Origin of the sequence: Thiomicrospira sp. (assembly GCF_014859555.1) — a bacterium.
GTDB lineage: Bacteria > Pseudomonadota > Gammaproteobacteria > Thiomicrospirales > Thiomicrospiraceae > Thiomicrospira.
Window position 1 is genome coordinate 1 of the sequence record NZ_JACUTY010000108.1, and the last position, 2,591, is coordinate 2,591.

At 41.3% G+C, this 2,591-nt stretch carries 3 protein-coding genes and 1 pseudogene; all 4 read right to left on the reverse strand.

Annotation, left to right across the window (positions count from 1 at the left end):
- Nucleotides 1-183: pseudogene (locus IBX48_RS10205) on the reverse strand (nucleotidyl transferase AbiEii/AbiGii toxin family protein); the annotation flags it as partial.
- The gene (locus tag IBX48_RS10210) at nucleotides 180-791 is read right to left on the reverse strand and encodes a DUF6088 family protein (RefSeq protein WP_296834196.1); all 612 of its coding nucleotides are present in this window, start codon (nucleotides 789-791) and stop codon (nucleotides 180-182) included. The gene IBX48_RS10210 and the pseudogene IBX48_RS10205, both read right to left, overlap by 4 nt.
- A gap of 172 nt (nucleotides 792-963) precedes the next feature.
- A complete protein-coding gene (locus IBX48_RS10215) occupies nucleotides 964-2,001 on the reverse strand; it encodes a virulence RhuM family protein (protein WP_296834199.1) in 1,038 nt (345 codons plus the stop codon).
- An 84-nt stretch (nucleotides 2,002-2,085) separates the two neighbouring features.
- Nucleotides 2,086-2,591 (reverse strand): hypothetical protein (locus IBX48_RS10220; protein WP_296834202.1); only part of this gene is annotated, 506 nt, incomplete at its 5' end.

The window sequence follows — 2,591 nt, forward strand, 5'->3', positions numbered from 1 at the left end:
TAAACTGGTTCCACCCTTAAACATTAACTGCCCAGTCAATGTCGCATCATCAAACAAGATCGCCAGCATCCAAGTTACCCAAAAATCTTTTTCTACAATGGCAGCGGTAATGCCTAATCGTGCCGCTGCTTCTTGAAACAGTTCTCTGCGTTCTTCTCGTGTCCATTCGATAATATGATTCATTTAGCCGACTCCGCAAACACTTGTTTAATCACCTCGTAAATCCAAGTGGTTGTGTGCTGGGTATCTTTTAAAATCTTACTTGCCATCTCTTTATTAAGGGCCTTTTGAAACTGTTTAATAATATCGGGTGTGATTTTGTCTTTACCTAAAGCCTTAATAGCCTGAACCAATAAATCGCTTTCTCTATGCTTAAACCCAATTTCTTTTAAGGCTGTTTTTTTAAACTCAAGCGACACCTTTCCAATGTCATAAACACGATTTGCGCCATCGCACAAATACACATAACGCCCAGGGACTTGAGTAGACAAACCAAGAAGATTAAGTGCCGTATCACCTGTTGGTGTTATACGCCAATTAAACTTGCGCGCCAAAGCAAAAGCGACCTGCTGAATCTCTGGCGACAACACCGTATTTAAACGTTTGCTGTATTTCGGATAATCATAAATTCCGCGCATCACACGCCGAATCGTTCCGGCCTGTTCAAACCGAGATAGGCTTTTTCGAATAGCATCTGCGCCTCCAAGGTCTAAAAAGTCATTCTGAAAAAACGACCAACCCCTTCCGTTGCCATAAATCCTAGAAATTACTTTATCATCAATAGATTGCAAAACAATTATCCTTATATTTTGTCACAAATAATATACTATTTTTGTGACAAAATGGTTCTAAATTTTTAACCTAAACATAGCTAAGTTCAGCAAGTTAATCTGACAATCACCAGGCCTGGTGGTTTTTCTCATTCCCACTGTCCTCAGTGGGAATGCCTACCGGTATCAAGACCTAGTTTTTCGGATTTTCTTTTTTTAACAATGGCTTAAGGGTTCGGTCAAAATCCGACTCGATATTTTGACGTTTATTAAATTCATCATATTCAGCAAACGCTTTTTGTTCGGCCTGTTTGCGTGAAACTTTGCCGTAGCCTTCTAAAACTCGGTATTCGTTAAAGCTTAAAAACTTATTGACACTTTCTGAGAAAGCTTCCATGGTAAAGGTAGTGCGGCGTTCGATTATCCCTTCGATATAATCAAAAAAGCTCGTCACCAAGCGCTCAAGCTGCTTAATTTCTGTTTCACTGAGGTAATTCTTACCAATCATCGTATCGGACTTTAAAATTCGACCTGATGGCGCATGCTTAAAGGTGCTCAAGCCCATATTGGATAAATTGGCATCGGCTTTTGCGTAAATTAGTTCACTCGCGGTTTTGCCCGTAATCGCAAAGTGAAACCTATCCTGCACATGGGCATAAAACAAACGGGTTGTTTCAGACTGCGGATCATAATCAATACTGCATTCGGCAAAAATATCGGTAATTTGTTGATAAATGCGGCGTTCGCTGGCTCGAATCGAGCGCACTCGTTCCAGCAATTCTTTAAAATAATCCTTTCCGAAAAATGCCCCATTTTTTAAACGCTCATCATCCATCGCAAAGCCTTTGATGATGTACTCTTTAATCAAAGCCGTTGCCCAAATTCGAAACTGTGTTGCTTGTGCTGAGTTGACACGATAACCCACTGAAATGACCGCATCAAGGTTGTAGTATTTAACCGATTTTGTCTGAGTTTTTCCCTCAATAGCACCGTGTGCAGTGGTATGTTCCAAAATGGAAACAACCTCTGCTTCAATTAGCTCACCGCTTTCAAAAATGTTTTTTAGATGTTTACTAATCGCAGGGCGCTGAACACCAAATAATTCTGCCATGCGTTCTTGAGTCAGCCACAAGGTTTCATTATTCAGCAACACCTCAACCTTTACCTGACCACTTGGTGCGGTATAAAGCAAAAACTCAGTAGTTTGATCTTTTAACGATAATTCATTCATCTAACTTTTCCATAGTGACCAGGCCTGGTGGTTTGATTAAATGGTTTCTCGTTCCCACGCTCCCGCGTGGGAACGCATACCGATTTACCAAACACGCACAACCTCAAGCAAACCCGTTTGATCTAAATAATCTCGCGCACTCGAATAACGCCAATGTTCGGGTAAATCCACATAACCACGCTTAACAGGGTTGTTATGAATATATTCAATCTTCTGGCGCATCATCTCATCCGATTGAATCCACTCTGGATGACAGCCTTCCTGCCAAAACTGAAACGCGCGCTCGGACTTATGCGCTTTTTTATAAAAAGCAAATTGATCCAACAGGGTTTTAGCGCCTTTTTCCTGCAACAAAGCCAAGCACTGCTTGGCGGTAAACTGCTTAAAACGGGCGATGTCGCGCTGCAAATCATCACTCTCAACCACCATGTGCAAATGATTTTCTAAAATCACATAGCTATAAACGTTTAAGCCTTCAGCTTGCAAGAAACGCAAGCTACTCAATAAAATATCAACGGTTTCAGGGCGAGTAAAAACAGGAATCCAATGCAACACCGTACAAGTCACAAAATGCGGCAAACGCCCATCTA